This window comes from Streptomyces sparsus (assembly GCF_054776295.1).
The window spans coordinates 1-1,133 of the sequence record NZ_BAAHCA010001260.1 but is presented as its reverse complement, the minus strand read 5'-3'; the positions used below and the strand labels follow the sequence as shown (position 1 = coordinate 1,133).

At 74.8% G+C, this 1,133-nt stretch carries 2 protein-coding genes; both read left to right on the top strand.

Annotated features, from left to right (window positions below):
• The coding region (locus ACYVE9_RS27770) for a DUF3017 domain-containing protein (protein WP_461030649.1) at positions 1 to 314 on the top strand (314 nt) is incomplete at its 5' end.
• Positions 315 to 646: 332 nt separating this feature from the next.
• Positions 647 to 1,133: helix-turn-helix domain-containing protein (locus ACYVE9_RS27765; RefSeq protein ID WP_461030648.1), on the top strand; the 487-nt coding region annotated here is incomplete at its 3' end.

Sequence of the window (1,133 nt, the reverse complement as noted above, 5' to 3'; positions counted from 1 at the left end):
CGGGCGGCGCCCCGGCGCCCTACCGGCAGTGGCCGCTGCTGACGGTGATGGCCGGGGTCGTCGTCGGGCTGCTGCTCATGGTGGCGGACGCCCGCTGGGGGGCCCTGGTCGTCGGCGGTTCCGTGCTCGCCGGCGCCGTACTGCGCCGGACGGTGGCCTCGGTGGGCATGCTCGCGGTGCGCTCCCGGTTCACCGACCTGCTCACCTACGGCACGCTCGGCACGCTCATCGTGCTGCTGGCGCTCATGCTGCAACCGGACCCCTGGCTGGAGATCCCCTTCCTCAAGGACATCCTGCGCTTCTCGGTCAGCTGACGGCCCGACCTCAGCCGGGCCCCACGTCCGACGAGCGGCCCGTCGGCCCGGCGGCCTCACGACGGACCGCCCGCCCCGGCCGCCCACCGGCCAGCGGAGCGGGCGGCCCCCGTCACTCCGCGGGTGCGCTGCGGGGCACACCGTAACGGGGTGCGCTCCCCAGTCCGGTCCGTGCCTGGCGGGGAATGCCGCCTGCGGAGGTGAGCGGGACCCCGCCAGGTGGCACACTGGGCGTGCGCGACTCCCCGTCGGCGGGCGGAAAAGCCCCGGAGGGGACCGCGCGGGCTCGAGGGGGAGCCGCACAGCACGCATCGGGGGACAAGGGGAGGGCCATGCCTCGTTGGAAGGCGCTGCCGGAAGAACTGGATCCGGAGATCAGCGAGTTCGCTCACCAGTTGCGGCGCGTCGTCGACCGCAGCGGACTCAGCCTTTCCGCGGTCTCCGACCGCACGGGCTACAGCAGGACATCCTGGGAACGCTATCTCAACGGCAGGCTGCTCCCGCCGCAGGGCGCGATATCCGCGCTGGCCGAGGCCACCAGGACGGACGTCGGCCACCTCGCCACCATGTGGGAGCTGGCCGAACGCGCCTGGAGCCGGGCCGAGATGCGGCACGACATGACCATGGAGGCCATCCGGATCTCCGAGGCCCGCGAGGCCCTCGCCCGGACCGGCTCGACCCCGGTGGTGCGCAAGCCCCGCGGCCGTCCCGTGAAGTCCACCCCCCAGCGGTCCGGGGCCAGGACGCCCGCCCCGCCCGGTGCCGTGCGCACCGCACCCGAGCCGGTGGAGCACACCGCGGTGCTGCGCCGGCAGTCGC